Annotated in this window: 21 protein-coding genes and 1 other annotated feature; of the genes, 8 read left to right on the top strand and 13 right to left on the bottom strand. The window is 53.7% G+C overall.

The features are described from left to right. Positions 1 to 74 precede the first annotated feature (74 nt). From copA to ybaK, 3 genes are all read left to right on the top strand, one after another. A complete protein-coding gene (copA, locus tag WC7_RS19545; RefSeq protein ID WP_016152094.1) occupies positions 75 to 2576 on the top strand; it encodes a copper-exporting P-type ATPase CopA in 2502 nt (833 codons plus the stop codon). Positions 2577 to 2778: 202 nt separating this feature from the next. After that, complete coding sequence (locus WC7_RS19550; protein WP_016152093.1) at positions 2779 to 3573, top strand: TraB/GumN family protein; 795 nt, start codon at positions 2779 to 2781, stop codon at positions 3571 to 3573. 200 nt (positions 3574 to 3773) lie between these two features. Next, positions 3774 to 4253, top strand: coding sequence for a Cys-tRNA(Pro)/Cys-tRNA(Cys) deacylase YbaK (gene ybaK / locus WC7_RS19555; RefSeq protein ID WP_016152092.1), 480 nt, complete (start codon positions 3774 to 3776; stop codon positions 4251 to 4253). Positions 4254 to 4531: 278 nt separating this feature from the next. Here ybaK and WC7_RS19560 read toward each other — a convergent pair whose 3' ends face one another. The 3 genes from WC7_RS19560 to ushA all read right to left on the bottom strand — a co-directional run bounded on the left by WC7_RS19560 (position 4532) and on the right by ushA (position 7062). After that, positions 4532 to 4903, bottom strand: coding sequence for a type II toxin-antitoxin system death-on-curing family toxin (locus WC7_RS19560; protein WP_016152091.1), 372 nt, complete (start codon positions 4901 to 4903; stop codon positions 4532 to 4534). After that, complete coding sequence (locus WC7_RS19565; protein WP_016152090.1) at positions 4900 to 5121, bottom strand: type II toxin-antitoxin system prevent-host-death family antitoxin; 222 nt, start codon at positions 5119 to 5121, stop codon at positions 4900 to 4902. Before WC7_RS19565 ends, WC7_RS19560 begins: the two co-directional genes overlap by 4 nt. 288 nt (positions 5122 to 5409) lie before the next feature. Further along, positions 5410 to 7062, bottom strand: coding sequence for a bifunctional UDP-sugar hydrolase/5'-nucleotidase UshA (gene ushA, locus WC7_RS19570; RefSeq protein WP_016152089.1), 1653 nt, complete (start codon positions 7060 to 7062; stop codon positions 5410 to 5412). Between the two features lie 297 nt (positions 7063 to 7359). Between ushA and WC7_RS19575 the strand changes: the two genes are divergently transcribed. After that, positions 7360 to 8580, top strand: coding sequence for an MFS transporter (locus WC7_RS19575; protein ID WP_016152088.1), 1221 nt, complete (start codon positions 7360 to 7362; stop codon positions 8578 to 8580). 224 nt (positions 8581 to 8804) lie between these two features. Beyond that, positions 8805 to 10484 (top strand): YbaL family putative K(+) efflux transporter, encoded by a 1680-nt coding sequence (gene ybaL, locus WC7_RS19580; RefSeq protein WP_016152087.1) that lies wholly within the window; start codon positions 8805 to 8807, stop codon positions 10482 to 10484. A gap of 45 nt (positions 10485 to 10529) precedes the next feature. On the opposite strand, the gene gsk is transcribed toward ybaL, so the two are convergent. After that, positions 10530 to 11834 (bottom strand): inosine/guanosine kinase, encoded by a 1305-nt coding sequence (gsk, locus tag WC7_RS19585; protein WP_016152086.1) that lies wholly within the window; start codon positions 11832 to 11834, stop codon positions 10530 to 10532. A gap of 152 nt (positions 11835 to 11986) precedes the next feature. On the opposite strand from gsk, the gene aes reads away from it, so the two are divergent. After that, complete coding sequence (aes, locus tag WC7_RS19590; protein ID WP_016152085.1) at positions 11987 to 12946, top strand: acetyl esterase; 960 nt, start codon at positions 11987 to 11989, stop codon at positions 12944 to 12946. Here the strand turns inward: aes and hemH are convergent. The 8 genes from hemH to WC7_RS19630 all read right to left on the bottom strand — a co-directional run bounded on the left by hemH (position 12943) and on the right by WC7_RS19630 (position 21110). Continuing rightward, complete coding sequence (gene hemH / locus WC7_RS19595) at positions 12943 to 13905, bottom strand: ferrochelatase (protein WP_016152084.1); 963 nt, start codon at positions 13903 to 13905, stop codon at positions 12943 to 12945. The genes aes and hemH overlap by 4 nt on opposite strands. 180 nt (positions 13906 to 14085) lie before the next feature. Then, positions 14086 to 14730 (bottom strand): adenylate kinase, encoded by a 645-nt coding sequence (gene adk / locus WC7_RS19600; protein ID WP_003021773.1) that lies wholly within the window; start codon positions 14728 to 14730, stop codon positions 14086 to 14088. 232 nt (positions 14731 to 14962) lie between these two features. Further along, positions 14963 to 16837, bottom strand: coding sequence for a molecular chaperone HtpG (htpG, locus tag WC7_RS19605; RefSeq protein ID WP_016152083.1), 1875 nt, complete (start codon positions 16835 to 16837; stop codon positions 14963 to 14965). Positions 16838 to 16947: 110 nt separating this feature from the next. After that, complete coding sequence (recR, locus tag WC7_RS19610; RefSeq protein ID WP_016152082.1) at positions 16948 to 17553, bottom strand: recombination mediator RecR; 606 nt, start codon at positions 17551 to 17553, stop codon at positions 16948 to 16950. Further along, positions 17553 to 17882 carry a YbaB/EbfC family nucleoid-associated protein gene (locus tag WC7_RS19615; RefSeq protein WP_003021764.1) on the bottom strand — a complete coding sequence of 110 codons (330 nt, stop codon included), beginning with the start codon at positions 17880 to 17882 and terminating at the stop codon, positions 17553 to 17555. Before WC7_RS19615 ends, recR begins: the two co-directional genes overlap by 1 nt. 58 nt (positions 17883 to 17940) lie before the next feature. Continuing rightward, positions 17941 to 19869, bottom strand: a complete 1929-nt coding sequence (gene dnaX, locus WC7_RS19620) for a DNA polymerase III subunit gamma/tau (protein WP_016152081.1) — start codon at positions 19867 to 19869, stop codon at positions 17941 to 17943. After that, positions 18544 to 18608 (bottom strand) — a sequence feature (DnaX frameshifting element). Its footprint overlaps the gene before it by 65 nt. A 118-nt stretch (positions 19870 to 19987) precedes the next feature. After that, complete coding sequence (apt, locus tag WC7_RS19625; RefSeq protein ID WP_016152080.1) at positions 19988 to 20539, bottom strand: adenine phosphoribosyltransferase; 552 nt, start codon at positions 20537 to 20539, stop codon at positions 19988 to 19990. A gap of 193 nt (positions 20540 to 20732) precedes the next feature. After that, positions 20733 to 21110, bottom strand: coding sequence for a DUF454 family protein (locus WC7_RS19630; RefSeq protein ID WP_029139439.1), 378 nt, complete (start codon positions 21108 to 21110; stop codon positions 20733 to 20735). Positions 21111 to 21179: 69 nt separating this feature from the next. Between WC7_RS19630 and priC the strand changes: the two genes are divergently transcribed. Then, entirely contained in the window at positions 21180 to 21707 is a 528-nt protein-coding gene (gene priC / locus WC7_RS19635; protein WP_016152078.1) for a primosomal replication protein N'', read from the top strand. A 14-nt stretch (positions 21708 to 21721) separates the two neighbouring features. Beyond that, the gene (gene rsmS, locus WC7_RS25175) at positions 21722 to 21886 is read left to right on the top strand and encodes a pleiotropic regulatory protein RsmS (RefSeq protein WP_016152077.1); all 165 of its coding nucleotides are present in this window, start codon (positions 21722 to 21724) and stop codon (positions 21884 to 21886) included. 70 nt (positions 21887 to 21956) lie between these two features. Here rsmS and mscK read toward each other — a convergent pair whose 3' ends face one another. Further along, the gene (mscK, locus tag WC7_RS19640; protein ID WP_016152076.1) at positions 21957 to 25322 is read right to left on the bottom strand and encodes a mechanosensitive channel MscK; all 3366 of its coding nucleotides are present in this window, start codon (positions 25320 to 25322) and stop codon (positions 21957 to 21959) included. Positions 25323 to 25345: the final 23 nt, after the last annotated feature.

Here is a 25345-nt window from a genome sequence, read left to right as displayed (position 1 = left end):
GCCCTTGACCTTCCCCTTGCTGGAAGGTTTAACCTTTATCACAGTCAGTTAATCCTGCAAAAAAGGAGTTGGTTATGTCTCAAACAATCGATCTAACCCTGGACGGCCTGTCCTGTGGACACTGCGTAAAACGCGTTAAAGAAAGTCTGGAACAACGTCCGGACGTTGAGCAAGCGGATGTCACCGTGACAGAAGCGCATGTTACCGGGAGCGCCAGCGCAGAAGCGCTGATTGAAACCATTAAACAAGCCGGTTACGGCGCGGAGTTAAGCCACCCAAAGGCTAAACCGCTGACGGAGTCATCAATCCCGTCGGAAGCACTGGCAGCGGTCCCTTCCGAGCTTCCGGCAGCTACGGCTGATGATGACAGCCAACAGTTGCTGTTAAACGGCATGAGCTGCGCCAGTTGTGTGACCCGCGTACAAAATGCATTGCAAAGTGTACCGGGCGTCACGCAGGCACGGGTAAACCTGGCGGAACGCACTGCGCTGGTAATGGGCAGTGCCTCCGCCGCAGATTTAGTACAGGCGGTTGAAAAAGCGGGCTACGGCGCAGAAGCGATTGAAGATGATGCTAAGCGTCGCGAGCGTCAGCAAGAAACCGCCGTGGCAACCATGAAACGTTTTCGCTGGCAGGCAGCCGTCGCGCTGCTCCTGGGTATCCCGGTCATGGTATGGGGCATGATTGGCGACAACATGATGGTGAGCGACGACAACCGCAGCCTGTGGCTGATGATTGGTCTGGCAACGCTTGCCGTGATGGTTTTCGCGGGCGGTCACTTTTACCGCAATGCGTGGAAAAGCCTGATGAACGGCACCGCGACCATGGATACGCTGGTGGCGCTGGGTACGGGGGTGGCATGGCTCTATTCCATGAGCGTCAACCTCTGGCCACAATGGTTCCCGATGGAAGCGCGACACCTCTATTATGAAGCCAGTGCCATGATTATCGGTCTGATTAACCTCGGACACATGCTGGAAGCGCGGGCTCGCCAACGCTCGTCTAAAGCACTGGAAAAACTGCTCGATCTGACACCGCCGACCGCACGCGTCGTCACTGACGAAGGTGAAAATAACGTGCCGCTGGCAGAGGTGCAGGCTGGAATGTTACTGCGCCTGACCACCGGTGACCGCGTTCCGGTTGATGGCGAAATCACTCAGGGTGAAGCCTGGCTGGATGAGGCCATGCTGACCGGGGAACCGATTCCACAGCAAAAAGGTGCAGGCGATAGCGTCCACGCCGGTACGGTCGTACAGGACGGTAGCGTGCTGTTCCGCGCCAGCGCTGTTGGCAGTCACACCACGCTGTCGCGCATTATTCGTATGGTGCGCCAGGCGCAAAGCAGCAAACCGGAAATAGGCAAACTGGCCGACCGCATCTCGTCGGTGTTCGTTCCGGTCGTGGTCGCCATTGCGCTGGTCAGTGCGGCTATCTGGTATTTCTTTGGACCGGCACCGCAGATTGTCTATACGCTGGTAATCGCCACCACCGTCCTGATTATTGCCTGCCCTTGTGCGCTGGGTCTGGCAACGCCGATGTCGATTATTTCCGGCGTTGGGCGTGCCGCTGAATTTGGGGTGCTGGTACGTGATGCCGATGCGCTGCAGCGCGCCAGCACGCTCGATACCATCGTGTTTGATAAAACCGGGACGCTAACTGAAGGCAAACCACAGGTTGTCGCCATCAAAACGTTTGGCAATACCGACGAAGCGCTGGCAATTCGTCTGGCAGCGGCCCTTGAACAGGGTTCCAGCCACCCGTTAGCCAGGGCGATTCTGGACAAAGCAGGTGATGTCACGCTGCCGCAGGTCAACGGTTTCCGTACGCTGCGCGGTTTAGGCGTCAGTGGCGAAACGGAAGGTCATACGCTGCTGCTGGGAAACCAGGCGCTGCTCAATGAACAGCAGGTAGATACCACTGAAATGGAGGCTGAAATCACTGCTCAGGCTTCCCAAGGCTCAACCCCGGTACTGTTAGCGATTGACGGTAAAGCGGCAGCGCTGTTAGCGGTACGTGATCCTCTGCGTAGCGACAGCGTGGCAGCGCTCCAGCGTCTGCACCGCGCCGGGTATCGTCTGGTGATGCTCACCGGCGACAACCCAACGACCGCCAACGCCATTGCCAAAGAGGCGGGTATTGATGAGGTGATTGCTGGCGTTCTGCCTGACGGTAAAGCCGAGGCGATTAAACGTCTGCAGAGCCAGGGGCGTCAGGTTGCCATGGTCGGTGACGGTATCAACGATGCGCCTGCGCTGGCTCAGGCTGATGTAGGGATTGCCATGGGTGGCGGCAGCGATGTGGCGATTGAAACCGCCGCGATTACGCTGATGCGCCATAGCCTGATGGGCGTTGCCGATGCGCTGTCTATCTCCCGGGCAACGCTGCGCAATATGAAGCAGAACCTGCTCGGCGCGTTTATCTATAACAGCATCGGTATCCCCGTTGCCGCCGGGATTTTGTGGCCGTTCACCGGAACACTGCTCAACCCGGTCGTTGCCGGGGCGGCGATGGCGCTCTCCTCCATTACCGTGGTGAGCAACGCTAACCGACTGCTGCGCTTCAAACCTAAAGAGTAAGCCTTTACCGGATGTCGCGCTGAACGGAGCCCCAAATCATTCGCGTTGCATTAAGGCGGCAAGTATAAAAACCCCAGGAGCATAGCCAACTATGTGACTGGGGTTTTTGCTCGCTGCCAATAAAGAGGCTGAGGGAATGATGAAGTGTATTTGCACCTTCCAGGACCACGCGCTAGCATGGAAGTCTACTTAGGGAGGCCGTATGGATCTGTTGTACCGGGTAAAATCATTTTTCACCGCGCTATGCGGCAACCACTATACCTGGCCTGCCATCGACATCTCCTTGCCCGGAAACCGCCATTTTCATCTGATTGGCAGTATTCACATGGGCAGCCGCGATATGGCGCCTCTGCCTGCCAAATTACTCAAAAAGCTCCAGCGTGCCGATGCGCTCATTGTCGAAGCCGATGTTTCCGGCGACGACGCGCCGTTTGCCAACCTTCCGACCTTTGCCGCACTGGAAGAGCGCATCAGCCCAGAGCTGCTAGATAATCTGCACAAAGTCACCGACGAGCTGGGTATTTCCCCTTCCCTGCTGTCTACACAGCCGCTGTGGCAAATCGCCATGGTCTTGCAGGCAACGCAGGCGCAGCAGTTGGGGTTGCGGGCAGAATACGGCATTGATTACCAACTTCTGAATGCGGCAAAACAGGTGCATAAACCCATAATCGAGCTGGAAGGCGCATCCAGCCAAATCGAGCTGTTGTGTCAGTTACCCGATAACGGACTGGCTCTGCTGGACGATACCCTGACGCACTGGCACACCAATGCCAGACTGCTACAACAGATGATGGGCTGGTGGCTTAAAACGCCGCCACGCAATAGCGAACTCACTCTACCCAATACTTTTAGCCAGTCGCTGTATGACGTTTTGATGCATCAGCGTAATGCGGCCTGGCGCGATCGACTCAGGGCGGTGCCCGCCGGGCACTATGTCGTGGCCGTTGGTGCGCTGCATTTGTATGGAGAAGGAAATTTGCCGGAGATGTTACGGTAAAAAAATGGCCAATATTGCTATTGGCCCGTCAAAGAGGAATTTCATCATTATTATGATCCCGACGCTTAAAGCATCGGTGTAGTTCGATTGTCGCTCAAAGTCATCATCCTGCCAACACTATTGCGCAAGATGGTACTATTTTTTAGACAGACATCAGGCGTATGCTTGTGTCGTATTTTGTCTGGGCCAGGAAAATTGCTATGACACCCGCCGTTAAATTACTCGAAAAAAACAAAATTTCTTTCCAGATCCACACCTACGATCACGATCCGTCCGAGACGAACTTTGGTGACGAAGTGGTACGCAAGTTAGGTCTGAATGCGGACCAGGTCTACAAAACGCTACTGGTTGCCGTGAATGGCGATATGAAGCACCTGGCGGTTGCCGTTACGCCGGTAGCCGGTCAACTGGATCTCAAAAAGGTCGCCAGGGCGTTGGGAGCCAAAAAGGTCGATATGGCCGATCCGATGATCGCGCAGCGAACCACTGGGTATCTGGTAGGCGGCATCAGCCCGCTGGGGCAGAAAAAAAGATTGCCAACGCTCATCGACGCTCCCGCCCAGACGTTTGACACCATTTATGTGTCCGGTGGCAAACGCGGGCTGGATATTGAACTGGCAGCAGGCGATTTGGCGAAAATTCTGGATGCGAAATTCGCCGATATCGCACGCCGTGATTAATTGTCTTTTGCCCGGTGATACGGCGATTGCGCCTACTACTATAACGTAGGGTCTTTCTACGACTCTCACCTTACGCTGAAAGATATGTTTCATACCGTGCGCAGTAACGCCAAAAGTTCCCGGAGTCTCCGGCTCAGCCTCATGCGCTTGTTTGATTTAAATATTTTGAATAGCTGTTTGACGACTGACACTCATCACCAGCCGGCTATGTTCAATCCCGAGAAATTGAGGGAGGCGCAACAATAACCTGAACCATATACCCTATCTTCTGAAATTCATTAAAGTGTACGCAGAACGGCGGCGATATCATCAACAGTCATAAGACCTTGTGCGGCTAATACGGTAGGCTCCGACAGACGCATAAAGTCCGGCGTATCAATCCCGTTATCCGCCAGGAAAAATAGCGCGGCAGCGGCGGCAGTGCGCTTATTGGCGTCATTGAAGACGTGACCGCGGGCAATGGCTACCAGATACATCGCCGCCAGGGTGTAAACGTCGTCAATGCCTTCATAGTGCGCCAGATTGAGGACGCGGGAACATACCGCCTCCACCAGTTCCGGCTCTTTCACGCCTGGTAGCCCTTTAGTGATCGCAAGGATGGAGTCATGCAACTGGATCACCAGCTCCGGTGCGAGAAAGTTGTAATTCATTTATCAGCCAGCTCCACCATTAACGGATGAATGCGGCCCAGCAAGGTATCAATCTTCCGCTGGTTACGCTCCTTGCGCAGCTCCGTTAGCTCCCGCGCGGTAACGAGTGCCAGATCCTCACCGCCCCGACGCTGGAGAATAACGGTTTCCCCCCGCGCCACTTCATCCCCCAGCGCGAACAGGTTTTTACGGGCTTCGGTCATTGCCAGTGTTTTCATATGGTACACCTTATAAGTACGTTAAACATGTACATATAGCATAGGGCATAACAGGCATCGTATCCACTGATTACACAATTCTCGTTAGGATTGACTAAAAATGAGTAATATATGCGCAACTCTATATCGAGATTGCGCCCAACCGTCCGATACAGGGTGTGATGGGTGAAGACAGTTTGGACTCGGCCAGCGCGCAGGAACCGGAGCATAAGGTAATAAGTAGGATTATTGGGCCGCCATGAAGGGCGGCCCGGAGGAGCGGATAAAATGATGCCCCAAATTGCCCTGTTACTGCCAGCTTACCTCGCCCTTCGGCTCATACGCACCAGCATCGAGCGGTGAGTTCTTCTGTACGTACTCTTTCAGCACTTCCGCATCAATAAACCCGGTATTCACATAGCCAGGCTTGTTATCAATTCGCGGATAGCCATCGCCGCCGGTGGCATTGAAGCTCAGCGTTGCCATGCGATAGGTTTTGGCTGGATCAACGGGTTCGCCTTTAATTTTCAAATCGTTAAGCTTGCCGTCTTTCGCCACGAAGCTGACGTTGGCAAACTGCGGATAGGCCCCGGAATCCGGCTTCATTTGTGCCACGGCGGTCAGATAGTCAATCACCTCTTTCCCGCTCATGTCGGCGTACACCACGATGTTACCGAACGGCTGCACCTTCAGCACGCTCTTATAGGTAATATCACCGCCTTCGATGGAGTCACGGATACCGCCGCCGCTCATCACGCCAAAATCAGCGCTGGTTCGCGCCATTTGCGCAGCCAGCAGTAAATGCCCCATGTTGGTCTGCACGAAACGGACTTTGCTACGGTCGCCTTCGAGGCGCGCATTGACGCTACCAATTTTCACGTCGAGCTGCGCTTTACCTTTATTTTGGAATGGCGTCAGCAGAGAAAGCATTTGCTGATTTTCTGCAATTTCCGGGGTGTAGAGTACGCGCTCACTTTTACCGTTGTCCCAGGTCACTTTTTTCTTCAGGTTGACAGGGATGAGCTGGTAGTTAACCATTTTCATTTCGCCATTGCGGAACTCAAAGTCCGCCCGCCCCACGTATTTCCCCCACTCATGCGCCTGCACAATCCAGATCCCGTTTTGCTTGTCTGGCGCACACGGCGTACCCGGTACGTAATCAACCTGCTTCTTGTTTTCCGCGGCCATACATACCGGATCCTGCGAGTGACCACCCACAATCATTGCCAGCGATCCCGCCGGCAGGCTGCGCGCCATTTCTACGTCGCCAGGCGCGTTCGAGCCGTGATTGCCATTGTCATAATGTCCCATATGGGTGGTCGCAATAATGATGTCCGGCTTTTCCCCCATATTCAGTTCCTGGATAACCAATTTGGCTTCATCAGCAGGTTTACGGAACTCAATATCGATAAAGAACTCTGGGTTGCCAATTTTCGCCGTATCGTCAGTGGTTAAACCGAGTACGGCAATTTTTAAATCCTGGCGCTTAAAGATGGCCCACGGCTTAAACAAACGCTCGCCGGTGCTTTTCTGATAGATATTGGCCGAGAGAAACGGGAATTTGGACCATTTTTCCTGCTGGCGCAATACGCTAAGCGGATTATCAAACTCGTGGTTTCCGACCGCCATAGCATCATAGCCAATCAGGTTCATTCCGCGAAAATCAGGTTCCGCATCCTGCAGATCGGACTCCGGTACGCCGGTATTAATGTCGCCACCGGAAAGCAGCAGTACACTGCCTCCTTCCTCAGCCACCTCTTTACGAATACCGTCCACCAGCGTTTTTTGTGCCGCCAGCCCGTATTCACCGTATTCGCTGCGCCAGAAGTGACCGTGATGATCGTTGGTATGCAGAATGGTAATTTTGTAGGTTTTATCTTTTTCGTACGCCTGTGCAGGTTGACCTGCCAGCGCAAATGCGGCTAATAACGCCAGCGCCACGCCCCGTTTTAAAAACTTCATATTTCACTCCCTGACTCAATATCAACCGCCATACCCGTTATCCTTCAAATTACATGTGCGTTGGCTGCGCTCACTTCCCCCTGTCGCTTATGCAGTAAGCTCCCGGGACTCTCGCGTTTGCCGCCTACCTGTAAGTCGAATTAGTTCGGGCATAAAATTACAGCTACTGAAAATAATAGCCGAAAATGTTTTCAGAAATGAGACTTCCTTCAAACACCTTCCGCAGGTATGTTAGTCAGGTAATAATAACAAATTAGATTACCCTCATAATCGCAACCCAAACAGAAGTGACTTTCTATGGCAATAAGTGAACCAACCCAGCCAGTGGCTGGCGCGTCAGCGTCGGTTGCTAAAGCACGCACCTCATTTGGCATTTTAGGGGCAATCAGCCTCTCCCATCTGCTAAACGATATGATCCAGTCGCTGATCCTGGCGATTTATCCGCTATTGCAGTCAGAGTTCTCACTGACGTTTATGCAGATAGGGATGATTACCCTGACCTTCCAGCTTGCTTCCTCACTGCTGCAACCGGTTGTGGGTTACTGGACGGATAAATACCCAATGCCGTGGTCGCTGCCCATTGGGATGTGCTTCACGCTGAGTGGGCTTGTTTTGCTGGCCATGGCCGGCAGTTTCCATATGGTCCTGCTCGCCGCAGCGCTGGTTGGTACCGGCTCTTCGGTATTTCACCCAGAATCATCCCGCGTGGCGCGAATGGCCTCCGGCGGTCGTCACGGTCTTGCCCAGTCAATTTTCCAGGTTGGTGGCAACTTTGGTAGCTCTCTGGGACCGTTACTGGCTGCTGTCATCATCGCGCCATATGGTAAGGGTAATGTGGCCTGGTTTGTGCTGGCTGCGTTATTAGCGATTGTCGTTCTGGCGCAAATCAGCCGTTGGTATGCTGCGCAGCACCGGATGAGTAAAGGAAAACCGAAAGTCGCCATCGTGAATCCGTTACCACGGAATAAAGTGGTACTGGCGGTAAGCATCCTGCTGGTGCTGATTTTCTCCAAATACTTCTATATGGCGAGCATCAGCAGCTATTACACCTTTTATCTGATGCAAAAATTCGGATTATCGGTACAAAATGCCCAGTTTCACCTGTTTGCCTTCCTGTTTGCCGTCGCAGCCGGGACGGTGATTGGTGGACCATTGGGCGATAAAATTGGCAGAAAATATGTTATTTGGGGCTCTATCCTCGGTGTAGCACCCTTTACCCTCTTTTTACCCTACGCAACGCTGGAATGGACCGGGATTTTAACCGTGATCATTGGTTTTATCCTCGCATCGGCGTTTTCTGCCATTCTGGTCTACGCGCAGGAGCTGCTTCCTGGCCATATCGGCATGGTTTCTGGGCTATTTTTCGGTTTTGCCTTCGGCATGGGCGGCTTGGGAGCCGCGGTGTTAGGGCTGATTGCCGACCATACCAGTATCGATTTGGTCTACAAAATATGTGCTTTCCTGCCACTACTGGGGATACTGACCATATTCTTACCTGATAACCGACATAAAGCGTGATTTCCTGACGGCCAAAAGTAAATTTTGGCCGTCAGACTTACAGTAGCCATCAGCCTTTGCCTCTCACATACCGCTGTACTTTTCCGATCCGTGCTTTTTTACGTCTAAAATCCTATTTTCATCAAAATTCAATAATTATTCACAAACAAAAACATCAAAATTGTCATAAACTATTACTCGTCGTTTGAGTTTTCAGGATTATCACAGCAACCAAAGGAGACGGAATGCATCACGCCACCCCGCTTATCACCACCATTGTCGGCGGCCTTGTGCTCGCTTTTATATTAGGCATGATTGCCAATAAACTACGTATTTCTCCTCTGGTGGGATATCTGTTAGCGGGCGTTCTGGCCGGTCCATTTACACCTGGTTTTGTTGCTGATACCAAGTTAGCGCCTGAACTGGCCGAGCTTGGCGTAATCCTGCTGATGTTCGGCGTGGGGCTGCACTTTTCGCTGAAGGATTTGATGGCGGTAAAGTCTATCGCCATTCCCGGCGCGATTGCCCAGATAGCGGTGGCAACGCTGCTGGGCATGGCGCTTTCAGCGGTGATGGGCTGGTCGCTGATGGTTGGGATCGTGTTTGGTCTGTGTCTTTCAACCGCCAGTACCGTGGTGCTATTGCGTGCACTTGAAGAAAGGCAGCTCATTGACAGTCAGCGCGGGCAAATCGCCATTGGCTGGCTGATTGTCGAAGACCTGATGATGGTGCTGACGCTGGTTCTCCTGCCAGCCGTCGCAGGAATGCTGGAAAAAGAAGATGTCGGCTTTGCCTCGCTGGCCGTAGATATGGGCATTACCATCGGTAAGGTAGTGGCGTTTATCGCAATTATGATGCTGGTCGGTCGCCGCCTGGTACCGTGGATTATGGCCCGCAGCGCCGCAACCGGCTCACGCGAACTGTTTACCCTATCAGTCCTCGCCCTCGCATTAGGTATCGCATTTGGCGCAGTGGAGCTGTTCGATGTCTCCTTTGCACTGGGGGCATTCTTCGCCGGCATGGTGCTGAACGAATCTGAACTGAGTCACCGTGCGGCGCATGACACCCTGCCGCTGCGCGATGCGTTCGCCGTACTGTTCTTCGTTTCCGTCGGGATGCTCTTTGATCCCATGATTCTGATTCAGCAGCCGCTGGCGGTGCTGGGCACGCTGGCGATTATCATCTTTGGTAAATCCCTTGCCGCCTATTTCCTGGTGCGCCTGTTTGGTCACTCCCAACGCACAGCGCTCACCATTGCCACCAGCCTGGCGCAGATTGGTGAATTTGCCTTTATCCTGGCGGGTCTGGGCATGGCGTTAAACCTGCTGCCGCAGGCCGGACAGAATCTGGTGCTGGCGGGGGCGATCCTGTCCATCATGCTTAACCCGGTGCTGTTCGCGGTGTTAGAAAAATATCTCGCCAAAACAGAAACGCTGGAAGAACAGACGCTGGAAGAGGCTATTGAAGAAGAGAAGCAAATTCCGGTGGATATCTGCAATCACGCCCTGCTGGTTGGCTTTGGGCGCGTCGGTAGCCTGCTGGGCGAGAAATTGATGGCTGCGGGGATCCCGCTGGTAGTTATCGAAACCTCACGCACCCGAGTGGATGAACTGCGCGAGCGCGGGATCCGCGCAGTGCTGGGAAATGCCGCCAACGAAGAAATTATGAATCTGGCGCATCTGGATTGCGCACGCTGGCTGCTGCTGACCATTCCCAATGGCTATGAAGCGGGTGAAATAGTCGCTTCAGCACGCGAGAAGTGCCCGTCGATTGAAATTATCGCCCGCGCGCATTATGACGACGAGGTGGAATACATTACCGAACGCGGCGCCAATCAGGTCGTCATGGGTGAGCGTGAAATCGCCCGTACCATGCTGGAACTGATTGAAACGCCGCCTGCTGGTGAGGTGGTCGTTACAGGCTGATGTCGTTGCCGGATGGCGCTATCGCTTATCCGGCATGTGCATGATTTAACGATCCCAGTACGACTCTTCGAGGCTATCTTCGCGTTCCGGCAAACCGCGCGTCAGGCGCGGGGAATGCTGGTTCAGTACCTGATAACTCACGCGATTCGCATATTTACACACCTGGGCTAACGACGAATAGGTCAGCCAGGTGAACTTGTGCTTGCTGGAGTTAGGCACGTTGCTGCGGTGATAGCTGTTAGCGGTAATATCATGCAGCAATGCCGCCAGCGCGCCGTCGCCAGCGCCGTTGGTATTCATGATCTTCTCTGGGCCGCCCATATACGGCGCGATGTGCGAATACACACGCAGCGGATTAGTACAATCTTTATGGCGCATGGCGCGGCTAAACTCGTACTGGTTGAATTCGGCAATGGCCCCAGGCAGCAGCGGATGCTGGGTTTTACGTTTGACTTCTTCTTCCGTAAAGCCCGCCATATAAAGACCCGCCGGACCCGCTGTGCACAGCACCAGATCCACCCAATCCAGCGCCTTGTCGGACGCCAGCAGCGGATCGTTTTCGCCGGTCAGCGCTTCGGCCTCTTCTTCATTCATCGCCAGAATTGAGACATGCTCTTTCAGGAATGCCTGCCACCACTGCGGATTATCGGCAATGACAAATTTGGTGCCCAGCGTCAGTACCACCGGTACATTGTGTTTTTTAGCAAATTCGATCGCCTTCATGGTCGCTTCCGGCATTGGCTCGCCCGGCTCGCAGCGCACCAGATAGGACGTCAGCACCAGCGCGGACGCTCCGGCAATCACCGATTCAGGGATGCTATCCGCCCGCAGCTTGTTCATATGCCCAGGGCTGATTGCAAAGGTACGCTCACCGGACTCGCCAATCAGCGTAAAGCAGCGACCAATCGGTCCATCTACGCCCTGCAGGTAGTTCAGATCGGTACGACTGGAGGTATTGCATAAATAGCGGTACGCATAGCTGCCAATCTCGATATTGCTGCACATCACACCCAGCAGCACCGAGCGGTCATCCGCCAGCACGGAGTAGTTGTGCATCGTATTACCGATAGTACCGCCCGCAAACTGATGGGTGATCAAATTTTCACGCACCAGTTCCTGGTAGAGCGCTTCAGCGACATCATCTGCAATCACCAGAGAGTGCCCGGCGCTTAATCCATAACGTTTTACAAAGTTATCATCAACTTTGGCTTCAATATCCACCAGCGTCTGGTCAATACCCACCACCCAGGCTGCGCTGGTTTCATTTTCTGGCTGAATTTGTTGCAGCAACGGATCGCGCGCGCTGACGGGGAAATAGTGTTTGGATTTACGTTTACCGGGAAATTTCATGGTCGATTTTACGGGTGGTTAGCTGAGCGATGCATGGTAGCACATTCCCCGCTGCGCATGCGATGCGGCGCTGAGTTTCAATATCGGACGGTGAGATCGCAGTTTATCCGGGATGAATTTCTACAATAACTCACCTTCACAAGGAGCGCTTTATGAAGCCGGAAAACAAGATCCCCGTACTCGACAACATTTCGGATGAAATGAAAAGTGTGGTGAATTTTCATCGTGAAGATTTGCCGCCGTGGCCCGCTGCCGATGACTTTGTGGCCCAGCGTAAACACTACATTCATGAACGGCAACTGTGGAATGCCGATGCCCCACAGATGAATACCCGAGAATGCGTTATTTCCACCGCATGCGGCCCCGTTGCCACACGAATTTATACTCCGCAGCCCCATAGCCAGGCGACGCTATATTACCTGCACGGCGGCGGTTTTATTCTCGGTAATCTGGATACCCACGATCGCATTATGCGTTTACTGGCGCGCTATACGCAGTGCACGATCATTGGCATCGACTATTCGCTTGCGCCAGAGGCCCGCTACCCGCAAGCCATCGAAGAGATTGTCGCCGTGTGTCAGTACTTTTATCAGCACGCTGGCGATTATTCCCTTAATGTGAATCATATTGGTTTTGCGGGCGATTCCGCCGGGGCCATGCTGGCGCTTGCCAGCGCGTTGTGGTTGCGGGATAAACACATTGCCTGCGGCAAGGTGGCTGGCGTGCTGTTGTGGTATGGACTTTACGGCCTGCAGGATTCACTGAGCCGACGGCTAATGGGCGGCGCCTGGGATGGTTTAACTCGCGAGGATCTGCAGATGTACGAAAACGCGTACCTGCGTAGCGCCGACGATCGCGAATCACCGTACTATTGCCTGTTTAATAACGACCTGACGCGCGACGTGCCGCCATGTTTTATCGCCGGTGCGGAGTTTGATCCGCTGATTGACGATAGCCGCTTATTATTCCAGACGCTACAGGCGCATCAGCAGCCCTGCCAGTACAAAATGTACCCCGGTACGTTGCACGCCTTCCTGCACTATTCGCGGATGATGAAAACCGCCGACGATGCGTTACGGGAGGGCGCACGTTACTTCAGAGCGCAGCTTTAACGGTAGGCTGCGGTCAGTTTAACCATCATTTCGATATGTTCCGGTGTGGCATTCAGCGCCGGAATATACTCATATTGCTTACCGCCTGCCTCAAGGAAAATCTCCCGGTTTTGCACCGCTATCTCTTCCAGCGTTTCGAGACAATCAGCCGCGAAGCCCGGACACATGACCTGGATATGTCGGGTCCCTTTCTCCGCCAGCATTTTTAACGTTTCATCGGTATATGGCGTCAACCACGGTTCACGGCCAAAACGAGACTGGAAGGTCATCATCACTTTTTCCGGGGGCAAGCCAAGCGCTGAAACCAGCTCACGAGTGGTATCGCGGCAGCGCTGCGGGTAGTCATCGCCTTCATCGGCGTAGCGCTGCGGAATGCCGTGGTAGGAAAGCAGCAGCAAATCGGGTTCACCATGTTGAGCAAATGAATCACGGGCGCTCTTGGCCAGCGCATCAATGTAGCTGCTGTCATCAGCGTAATCACGAATAAATGAGATGCCAGGAATACTGCGTTTACGCGCTAAGATTCGCGCCAGTTCGTCCCAGACCGCCGCCACGGTAGAACAGGAATATTGCGGGTACAGCGGTAACACCACCATGTGTTCAACTCCGCTTGCCAGCAGTTCATCGACCGCGCTTTCAAGCGACGGTGAACCGTAGCTCATCCCCAGCGCGACAGGCGTATTTGGCAGACGTTGTGCCAGCGCCTGCTGTTGCGCCTTGCTGTAGACCATCAGCGGGGAACCGTCTTCCATCCAGATTGACTGGTACAGCTTTGCCACGCGTGGCGCACGCAGCGGCAAAATCACACCACGCAGCAGCGGCCACCACAGCGCAGGTGACGTATCGACTACGCGTTGATCGCTTAAAAACTGGCGAAGGTAGCGCTTAACGGCTTCGGGGGTTGGGGCATCGGGAGTGCCGAGGTTTGCCAGCAGGATACCGGTTTTCGTCTGACGCATTACCGCCTCTTATCGATTCAAATTGTTGATAATTGTAGCGGAAAAGCGATAAAGAAGAACTAATTGCTGTGAAAGGTAAGACGAGAATTTGCCTGATGGCGCTGTGCTTATCAGGCCTACATAAAATCGTAGGCCGGATAAGGTGTTTACACCGCCATCCGGCATTGACTGCACTAAAACTTAACCGAGGATTTTTTCCAGCGCTGCGCGAACGTCAGCCACAGCCTGGGTGCCGTCAACTTTCGCGTATTTGGTGTTACCCGCCTGCGCTTCTTTAGAGTAGTAGCCGATCAGCGGAGCGGTCATCTGATGGTATTCCACCAGGCGCTTACGTACGGTCTCTTCCTGATCGTCTTTACGGGTGGTCAGCTCTTCGCCGGTCACGTCGTCTTTGCCTTCAACCTTAGGCGGGTTGAATTTGATGTGGTAAACGCGGCCAGAAGCAGCGTGTACGCGACGACCCACGATACGGTCAACGATCAGCTCGTCCGGAACGTCGAATTCAAGAACGTAGTCCACGTTGATACCTGCTTCTTTCATGGCATCAGCCTGCGGAATAGTACGCGGGAAGCCATCAAGCAGGAAACCATTACGGCAGTCTTCCTGAGCAATACGCTCTTTTACCAGCGCGATCACCAGCTCATCAGTCACCAGCTTACCGGCGTCCATGATGTCTTTCGCTTGTTTGCCCAGCTCGGAGCCAGATTTCACGGCAGCACGCAGCATATCACCGGTGGAGATTTGCGGAATACCATACTTCTCCATGATGAACTGAGCCTGAGTTCCTTTACCCGCGCCCGGAGCGCCAAGCAGAATGATACGCATTACGAAAATCCCCTTAAAGGTTGTCGATATTTTTTAAAAAGCGCTAAACGATACCACCATCACGCAATTGGCTCAAGGAAGACGCCCGACGCTGAAACGGTTAACGGTGGGAAAATTAAAAATGAGGAGAGAAAATGCCGGATCGCGGTGTAAACACCGTATCCGGCCAGGGATCGACGAGATGGTGTAAGCCGGACACGCGTTAGCATCATCCGGCATTACCTTACGGCTATCAGGACACCAGCAACTGGTTCATACGACGAATGAACTGGTTTGGATCTTCCAGCGTGCCGCGTTCAGCAAACAGCGCCTGATCCAGCAGCAGTTCAACCCACTCTTTGAACTGCGCTTCGTCCTGGGTATCCGCTGTGCGTTTGACCAGCACGTGGTCCGGGTTGAGTTCAAAGATATATTTCACTTCCGGTACGGCCTGGCCGGCAGCAGCGAACAGTTTCGCCATCTGGGTGCTCATTTCGTCCGCATCGGTGGTAACGATGGCCGGCGTGTCGGTCAGACGGTGAGTCAGACGCACTTCTTTTACGCGATCGCCCAGCAGGGTTTTCACGCGCTCAACGAACGGCGTCAGCGCTTTTTCCGCTTCTTTTGCCGATTCGTCAACGTCATCCGCCAGCTTGTCGATGGACTCGTCAGCTTTGGCTACGGACTGGAATGCCTTACCGTCGAACTCGGTCAGGTAGTTCATCATCCACTCATCGATACGGTCAGAAAGCAGCAGCACTTCGATGCCTTTCTTACGCAACAGTTCCAGGTGCGGGCTGCTCTTCGCCGCCGCATAGCTGTCTGCGGTGATGTAGTAGATTTTCTCCTGCCCTTCTTTCATACGCGACACGTAGTCTTCCAGCGACACGGTTTGTGCGGAGGAGTCAGTGTGCGTGGACGCGAAGCGCATCAGCTTAGCGATCGTTTCCTGGTTAGCGTTGTCTTCCGCCGGGCCTTCTTTCAGCACCAGGCCGAACTGTTTCCAGAAGGTCTGGTATTTTTCCGCGTCGTCTTTCGCCAGTTTTTCCAGCATCTGCAGTACGCGTTTGGTCAGCGCGCTACGCAGGTTACGGGTGACGGTGCTGTCCTGCAGGATCTCACGAGAAACGTTCAGCGGCAGATCGTTAGAATCTATCAGGCCACGCACAAAGCGCAGGTAATTCGGCATGAACTGCTCGGCGTCGTCCATAATGAACACGCGCTGAACGTACAGTTTCAGACCATGCTTGTGATCGCGGTTCCACATATCCCACGGAGCCTGAGACGGGATGTACAGCAGGCTGGTGTACTCCTGCTTACCTTCCACACGGTTATGACTCCAGGTCAGCGGATCAGTGAAGTCGTGCGCGATATGTTTGTAGAATTCGTTGTACTCGTCGTCTTTGATTTCCGACTTGTTACGGGTCCACAGCGCCTGCGCCTTGTTGATCTTTTCCCAGGAAACTACGGTCTCGCCGTCTTTCTCTTCGGATTTTTCGATCTCTACCGGCAGCGCGATATGGTCGGAATATTTGCTGATGATGGAACGTACGCGCCAGTCATCAAGGAACTCGTCTTCGCCTTCGCGCAGATGCAGCGTGATTTCGGTGCCGCGATCGTCTTTGGTGATGTCGGCAACGGTGTACTCACCTTCACCCGCAGATTCCCAGAACACACCATTTTCCGGTTTATCGCCCGCTGCGCGGGTACGCACGGTGACTTTATCCGCCACGATGAACGCAGAGTAGAAGCCAACCCCGAACTGGCCGATCAACTGGCTGTCTTTCGCCTGATCGGATCCCATGGATTCAAGGAAAGATTTAGTACCGGATTTCGCAATGGTCCCCAGATGATCGATAACATCATCACGGTTCATCCCCACGCCGTTATCGGCAATGGTCAACGTACGCTTATCTTTATCGAAGGAAACACGCACACGCAGCTCACCGTCACCTTCATACAGGTCCGGGTTAGACAGTGCGCGAAAACGCAGCTTGTCTGCCGCATCCGAGGCGTTAGAGATAAGCTCACGCAGGAAGATTTCTTTATTGGAATACAGAGAATGGATCATCAGGTGCAGAAGCTGTTTTACTTCTGACTGAAAACCACGAGTTTCTTGTCCTTTCATGTAGGTCTACCTCAACAATGCCATTTTCAATGGTAAAAACAGGTTGAGGGTGAAATGGGGACAAGCGGGAAGGATTTCAAGCGGAAGCCGCCGTCGCGGCCTCCGTTTGTTCAGAATTTAATCTTGTGTCGTCCTGCCAGAGAGTGCGACAGCGTGGTGCCATCGACCATTTCCAGCTCGCCACCAACCGGAACGCCATGGGCGATACGGCTGGCTTCAACGTCATATTGCATGCAAAGCTCAGCAATATAGTTGGCGGTCGCCTCGCCTTCGACCGTGGGATTGGTCGCCAGGATCAGTTCGCTGATTTGCTCAGATGCCAGCCGCTGCTCAAGACGATCCAGCCCGATATCATCAGGACCAATACCGTCCAGCGGCGACAGGTGTCCCATCAGCACGAAGTAACGTCCGGAAAATTGCCCGGTTTGCTCAATGGCGTAGATGTCCGCCGGACTCTCCACCACGCAAATCTGACCATTTTCTTGGCGACGCGGGTTCGAGCAAATGTTGCAGACGTCCTGTTCTGTGAATGTGCGGCAATCGGCACAGTGGCCGATTTCCGACATCGCCTTCGTTAACGCCTGCGCCAGACGCATCCCGCCGCTGCGATCGCGCTGAAGTAGCGTGAACGCCATGCGCTGCGCAGACTTCGGGCCAACGCCCGGCAGACAGCGCAGAGCTTCCATAAGCTGAGTTAACAGCGGGCTGGTTTGCATCAGAACGGCATCTTAAAGCCAGGCGGCAGCTGCATTCCGGAGGAAACAGAGGCCATCTTCTCTTTCTGCGTCTCTTCAATACGGCGCGCGGCGTCGTTGAATGCCGCAGCAACCAAGTCTTCCAGCATCTCTTTGTCGTCTTCCAGCAGGCTTGGATCGATCTCCACACGACGGCAGTTATGCGCGCCGTTGATGGTTACTTTTACCAGACCCGCGCCAGATTCGCCGGTCACTTCCAGCTTGGCGACTTCTTCCTGCATCTGCTGCATTTTTTCTTGCATCTGCTGGGCCTGTTTCATCAGGTTACCCAGACCGCCTTTACCAAACATAGGCTTCTCTCTCAATCACGTTAAGGGATGACGACCGTCAAACCGTAATGGCTGACGATCAAATGGGGCGAATACTCTCTTCGTCCAGGTCCGCATCGAAAAAACGACGCAGCGTCTGAATGTTATTATCCGCAATAATCGACTCACGCGCCTGCGCGAGTTTCTCTTCATAAATGGCCTGACGCCACTCCAGCGGCGTGCGCACCGCTGGATTATCATCTTCAACGATGGTCAATTCAACCGTTGACCCTGTTAAGGAACTCAATGCTTCGGCCAGTTTTTGCTGCGCGCCGCTGGAGTTAAGGTGTCGCTGCGTGGAACGCAGGTGCAGGCAAACCACGTTGCCATTCTCTTCTTTCCAGGCATTAAGCGCCACCTGCTCCACCAGTTTAGGCAGCGAGAGCTGGCTTACCTGTGCGGCCCACGGGTCGCGTTCGATGGCCTCAGCCGCCAGCTTTGCCGCCAGTTCTGGCGTTTTTTCATGCTCAAGCGCTTTTTTCAGCGCTTTCGGCGTAGCGACGACTTCTTTGACTTCTGCAACAGGATTGGTCGCTTTCCAGCGATACGCTTCTTTCTTCGCTGGCGCTTTTTCCAGCGCAGAGACAGTTGGGCGCGCCTGAACACGTTCCGACACCGAAGCCAGTCTTTCCAGCGCAGCATTATTCACCGGCCGCGCGCGGGAAGCGGCTGCCGGTTCACTCTTTTTTGGTTTGGTTGCTCCCTGAGCGCGTTGCAGCTGGCTGCGTGCCGCCAGCACCTGGCTGGTAGCATCGGAGAGCGGTACATTCTGTTGCTGTTGCGCTGCCGCAGGCTGCTGCGGCACCTGCGTCGGGTTCATCACCGCAGTGGGTGCGACCGGGGCAAAAGACTGTCGCGGGGCTTCAGGTTCCGGGAGCGGCATGCGTGGATGAAAAGCCAGCGCACGTAGCAGCGTCATTTCAACGCCCATTCGCCTGTCCGGCGCATACGGCAGTTCTTTGCGCCCGATTAACAGGGTCTGGTAGTAAAGCTGCACATCGGTTGGCGGGACGATTCGCGCCAGTTCGCGCATGCGCTGTTCAATAGCGGCCATATCGCTGCCGAGCGCGGCAGGTGAAAGCTGAACCATGGCAATACGATGCAGCAGAGCCGACATCTCAACCAGTAGCGCTTCCCATTCAATACCGCGCGCGGCGGCATCGTTCACCAGCGTCATAACGCGTTCGCCGTCCGCAGCCACAACCGCTTCAACCAGCGAGAGCGCCTGGTCGTCGTCCAGCGTACCAAGCATGGTGCTGACCGCGTCAGTCGAGACCTGACCATCGCCGCTGGCGATCGCTTGATCGGTCAGGCTCAGCGCATCGCGCAGGCTGCCGTCCGCGGCGCGAGCCAGCAGTTGCAACGCACGTGGTTCATGGGCGATATGCTCTTCTTTGAGGATATGCTCAAGTTGATGGCGAATCTGTTCGACATCCAACGCTTTAAGATGGAATTGCAGACAGCGCGACAGGATAGTCACCGGCAGCTTCTGCGGATCGGTAGTCGCCAGCAAGAACTTAACGTGCGCGGGCGGCTCTTCGAGCGTTTTCAGCAAGGCGTTAAAACTGTGGCGCGACAGCATGTGCACTTCGTCGATCAAATAGACCTTAAAGCGACCGCGCGCTGGCGCGTACTGGACGTTATCCAGCAGGTCACGGGTGTCTTCGACTTTGGTGCGTGAGGCGGCGTCAATTTCAATCAGATCGACAAAGCGCCCCTGCTCGATTTCACGGCAGTTATCGCACACGCCGCACGGCGTAGCGGTGATGCCGGTTTCACAGTTTAATCCCTTCGCCAGCAAACGGGCGATTGACGTTTTCCCGACGCCACGGGTGCCGGAAAACAAATAAGCATGATGAATACGCCCTAACGACAAGCCGTTCGCCAGTGCCGTCAGCACATGTTCCTGGCCGACGACGTCAGCAAAGGTTTGTGGGCGCCATTTTCGGGCTAAGACCTGATAACTCATTGGCAGGCTCTGAAAGGCTGGAGGGTGGATTCACAGGGAGATAATGCTAACACAACCTCGCAGCGACGGCGAGGTTGTGTGTCTCGGTATTAATCTGCCGAGATAAGATAGCCCGAAATTAGTGGCCCGGGAATGGAATCAGGCTATAACAGGTCAGTCCCTGCTTTTCCAGACGCTGCTCGCCACCCAGATCAAACAGGTTAATGATAAATGCAGCATCGGTCACTTCACCACCCAGACGGCGGATCAGTTTCACGGTCGCTTCAATTGTGCCGCCGGTTGCCAGCAGGTCGTCCACAACCAGAACTTTATCACCAGGTTTGATGGCATCTACGTGGATTTCCAGTTGATCGGTGCCGTATTCCAGCTCATAGCTCTCAGCAATAACTTCACGCGGAAGCTTACGGGGTTTACGTACCGGAACAAAACCAACGCCCAGACCCAACGCTACCGGCGCGCCAAACAGGAAGCCACGCGCTTCGGTACCAACCACTTTAGTGATACCCGCATTTTTGTAGCGTTCAACCAGCAATTCAATACTGAGGGCGTAGGCTTTCGGGTCTTCCAGTAAACTGGTGACATCACGAAAAAGAATGCCCGGTTTTGGGTAATCGTGGATGCTTTTGATGCTATTTTTGAGAAACTCAAGCTGCTGTGCAGTCGCGGTCATAAGTTTGTGCCTGATTAATACAGTATTACTTCACGGCGCACTATACACTTCATCCTCGACGTATCTTGAATGATTTTGTGTCTGTATAAGAGCCAAGGTTATATTTGCTTAACCTTTGACCACCTGCGCCTGTGCTCGAAAACGGTCGAATTTACTGGCTGTGAGAGACAATTGCAACAGCGTTTATTGCGCTTTACTGCTTTTGTTGTTTTTCATCAATCACCGGGATCCGCCACATAAAAATCAGTAAACAAGCGAGAATAACCAGCAGCAGGCCGCGTACCCACATCATATTGACCAGCCACAGTGAAATACTAAACGTTACCAGGATCAACAAAATAGCGCGCGGCTTTGCTCCCGGCGGCATCGCGCGGTGTTTTTGCCAGTGGCGCAGATACCCGCCGAACCACGAACGGTACAGCAACCAGTCGTGAAAACGCGGCGACGAGCGAGCAAAACACCAGGCGGCCAGCAAGATAAACGGCGTTGTCGGCAACAGAGGCAATACAACGCCCAGCGTTCCTAACACTACCGCTATCCAGCCTATGATGATTAGAATAATGCGTTGCATAATATGAATACTTAACACAGAGAATCGCTACTTTATCATAACAGTTCTCATTTTCATCGGAGTGTTGTCGTGAAAACCGTCATGCTGCTTCAGACGCTCGAAAACCAGCTTAACCGCTTGCGGCAGCGTTGTGCCCCACTGGCACACCATGCCACGCTTAGCGCCCGCTTTGACAGGCATCTGTTTCACACCCGCAGCACGTTGCTACAGGCCTGTCTGGATGAAGCTGATGATAATCTCACTGCTCTACGTCGCGCAGTTGAACAGCAACAACTACCACAAATTACCTGGCTTACGGAACACCTTGCCTCACAGTTAGAGGCGATTTCACGTGAAACCGCCAGTTGGTCGCTCCGGGAGTGGGACAGCGCCTCTCCTGGCCTGGCGCGCTGGCAGCGTAAGCGAGTTCAACACCAGGAGTTTGAGCGCCGCCTGGTTGAAATGACGCGTGAACGTAAAGAACGCCTGGCACAGGTTACGGGCTTTGAAGAACAGCAAAAACTGCATCGCGAAGTAGAGGCATTCGAGGCACGACTGGCACGCTGTCGTCATGCACTGGCAAGAATAGATAACGTGCTGGCGCGTTTAACCCGCTAATCCCTGGAGGATTTATGTCATTAGAGAACGCCCCAGATGAAGTCAAACTGGCCGTCGATTTGATTGTCCTGCTTGAAGAGAATCAGATGGAGCCTGAAACAGTTCTGAAAGCACTGGAGATTGTGAAGCAGGATTACGAGAAGAAACTGCTCTATTTATCTAAAAAGAGCGGTAACTGAAATCCTGATGGCATTGCACTTATCAGGCCTACGAATGAATCGAAGCTCGCAGGCCTGATGATTATTTCTGTTAACCTACCGAAGGCGTCGGATCGTCACCTTTAATGATGTCACGCTTAACCTCGGTCACGGTGTCACCTTTCGCGTTATGCAGATGAACTTCGAGCTGGTTAAAGGCGATATCAATGTCATTTTCACGGCACAAACGATCGACCGCCCGGTTAAGTTCATCAACCGTGTGGCTACGATCGCGCAATTCACGCACGTATAAACGCAGCTCATGATCCAGCGTGCTGGCGCCGAAGGCAGTAAAGAACACTGCAGGCTCCGGATCGTGCATCACTTTCGGGTGTTCTGTCGCCGCCTGCAACAGCACCTTCTTCACTTTGTCCAGATCCGAACCATAAGCCACACCAATGCGGATCACCAGACGCGTGGTGGTATCGGAGAGCGACCAGTTGATCAAACGCTCCGTCACGAATGCTTTGTTCGGGATGATCACCTCTTTCCGATCGAAGTCAGTAATGGTGGTGGCACGGATGCGGATCTTGCTGACCGTTCCGGAGAACGTACCGATGGTCACGGTATCGCCTATGCGTACCGGGCGTTCAAACAGAATAATCAGACCGGAAACAAAGTTCCCGAAAATCTCCTGTAAGCCGAAACCAAGACCAACCGAGAGAGCAGCGGCCAGCCACTGTAGCTTATCCCACGAGACGCCGAGCGATCCGAAGACCGTCATCGCACCGATGGCGATGATGGCATAATTCAGGATCGTGGTGATCGCATAAGAAGCCCCCTGGCGCATCTTCAGTCGCGAGAGCACCAGCACTTCCAGCAGGCCGGGTAAGTTGCGGATCAGCGCCCACGCGACCATTGACGCAATAATCGCAAACAACAGGCTGCCCATGGTGACGTCTTTCACCACTGCCGCACCCGCTTCGGTGCCGTTGTAATGCCAGAGCGTTATGCTGTCGAGATAGCTGAACACGGTGATCAAATCAGACCAAATGGCCCAGAACAGAACACCAAACAGGGCAACCATCACCAGCATGGTTATACGCAGCGTTTGCTGGTTAACCTGTTCCAGCGCAATAGTCGGTTCTTCCTGCGGCTCTGCGCCTTCGGCCCCTTCTTTCACCAGGTTCTGACGACGCGCTAACGCACGACGCCAGGCGATACGGCGTGCCGCTACGCTCAACCCTCGCAGCACCGTCTGGTACAGCAGATTCCAGAGGATAACCAGATAGACCGTTTCAATCCAGCGGCCCGCCAGGCGCAGCGTGGTGTAGAAATACCCTGTCGCCGTCAGCACCATTAATGCAATCGGAATAATAGACAGCACGGTAATAGTGACCAGACGCAGACCATGCGACTCTTTGTCACGCCAGCTTTCGCGGCACATTGGCCATACCAGGAAGGCGATCAGCAGCAGGTTGAGGAAAATGACCACCTGGCCAAGCACATCGTCCATCAAATTAAGCGGCGACAGCTCAGCAATGACCGACCAGAAGTTAAGCGGCAACAGCGCAAGGCTAATACGCACAATCTGGCGACGCCAGTGGCTGGTCTGCTTCGCTGGCATGCCAAAATGACGTATCGCCACGCCATCTTTTTCCAGCACCTTCCAGCACAGACCAAACACCAGCCAGAAGATGGTCATCTTCTTACTGAACGCCCACAGCAGGTCGCTAATATTCAGCTGCATAGTCAGCAGAATCAGACCCACCGCGAGGATAATCAGACACGCCGGCAAGGCTCTGATGAGATCGATCAGAATCGCTTTTGGCGTATTAAGCTGACTGTCATTGCGCAGGTTCCCCACCGCGGCGGCTAATTTTGCCTGATAATCCTTCAGCCACTTCAAACGCCAGCGGATTAACCCGGCGATAAGCAGCAGCGGCAGCCCTGCCAGGAACGCAATAAACACGGCGGGCCAGGCTTTTTCCCAGTTCACCGTGATTTTCATCGACTTAAACTGGTCTTTTAGGGTTTGCGGGAAGGCTTTGATCCAGTCCCAGTCCATCGGACGGTTACTGTTAACCCAGAAGATTTGCTGCGTGAGGATCTCTTTCAGGTTTTTCGACACGCTCATTAACTGCTGCTGGTTGATTTGCAGATTAATCGCCATCATCAACTGGTTGCCCAGCTGCTTATTTAGCTGATCCAACAGTTCACGACGCATATCCACGACCTGCAGCAGGGCATCATGGACTTCAGGGTTAACGTCGTTGCTGTGCCCTTCTTCCAGTTTGGCGACAAACGCATCATTCTGGAACAACGTATCGCGCTGCTGGTTAACTTCGAACTGCTCCAGACGCAAATCGGCGATCCGGTTGGTCATATCGGCAAGCTCATCCGCCGACGGCAGCGTTTGTTGTTGCTGATATAAAATGCGCGACAGCAGCAGACTGCCTTTCAGAACGGCGATCTGCTCTTTAATGTTGCGTTCGGATTGCAGCGCGCGGTCAAGCCAGTTTTTGACCTTGATATTTTGCTGCATCAGGCTGTTGCCGTTTTCAGTCGCGGCAATCAGGCGCTGGCTGAGCTGATGGTTAACATCAAGTTCCTGCTTCACTAACGGATTGGACTGAATACGCTCGGCTTCGTCCGGCGTTACCGCTTCCTGTGCCGTCTTTTCGGTTAACGTCAGTCGTTTGCTGTTCACCGCCTCTTGCAGGAGCTGGAGCTGGTGTTCAAGGCGGTTACTATGCGCCGTCACATAATCGCGTTGTTTTTGCAGGGTATCCTGCAAAACGGTATTCCCTTCGAGGCTCTTACGCTGCTGGTCGATCTGCGCGTTCAGCAACGCTTGCTGCGCCTGCAGCAGCACCTGCTGGCTGGGGCGTAAAGCCGCCTCTCCCACAGTGGTGCCATCGAGTCGATTGCGGATTTGCTGCATCTGTTGCGACGCGGTGTACATCGCATTTTGTACGCGCTCTGGCTGTGTCTGCAGCGATACCAGTTGGCTGTTGTAAGCGGCCAGATCATTTTGCGAGCTTTGCAGGTCATCCAGGACCTGCGACACGCGCGACTCAAGCTGTCGTAAGGAGAGCGTACTCAGCGTTTTTCGCGTTTCATCGTCATTATCGACATCGCTAAGCGAATTTAGCGCATCCGTCGCCTGACGCATTTTCTCCGGCGCCTGGGCAACTTTTTGTCGAAGCTGTACGGTTTCATCCTTCACACGATCGATTTTATCCAGCGTGGCAATGGTATCGATGAGATCCTGTTGAACCAGCTTATCCTGTGCGGAGAGATCTTTTTGTTTATTCAGCGTGTCTAACTGGCTCTGAATATCCGCTTTCGTCGGCAGTTCACCACTCTGTTGCGCCCGCGCAAATGCAGATGACTGGCAGGATAGCAATAGAATGAAGAAAAGAATGGTAATAGCAATAAGATGCTGTGAACGTTTATAGAGCTGCAACATAGTCATGAGAATGAAGGTTTCTGAACCGG

This window comes from Citrobacter sp. KTE151, from assembly GCF_000398845.1.
Classification (GTDB): Bacteria; Pseudomonadota; Gammaproteobacteria; order Enterobacterales; family Enterobacteriaceae; genus Citrobacter; species Citrobacter braakii.
Note: the sequence above shows the minus strand (reverse complement) of the source record. Positions and strands in the feature narration are given on the sequence as shown.